The 238-nt window shown below is 70.2% G+C and carries 1 pseudogene; it reads right to left on the bottom strand.

Annotated features, from left to right (window positions below):
- Positions 1-198: pseudogene (locus H926_RS0116170) on the bottom strand (hypothetical protein); the annotation flags it as partial.
- Positions 199-238: the final 40 nt, after the last annotated feature.

Genomic DNA, 238 nt, shown 5'->3' with positions numbered 1-238 from the left:
GGAGGCTGGGGCAGGGGACACAGGCGGCGTGGGGGCAGGCTTTGCCTGCGCGGCCGGCACGGGCGCTGGTTCATCCGCAACGCCCGAGGGACGCGGCGCGGGCGTGTTGTCGATCACCACCGGCGCAGGGGTGGTGTCTGGCGTTTCTTCGTCTTCCGCCAGCAGCGCGGCGAGGTAATCGGATTGCTTGCGCGCCATGGCTTAGAACCTTGCGAAGGGCGGGAACGAGGGGAGGGAG

This window comes from Novosphingobium sp. B-7 (assembly GCF_000410615.1).
Taxonomy (GTDB): Bacteria; Pseudomonadota; Alphaproteobacteria; order Sphingomonadales; family Sphingomonadaceae; genus Novosphingobium; species Novosphingobium capsulatum.
This window is presented reverse-complemented; position numbering and strand designations above follow the sequence as displayed.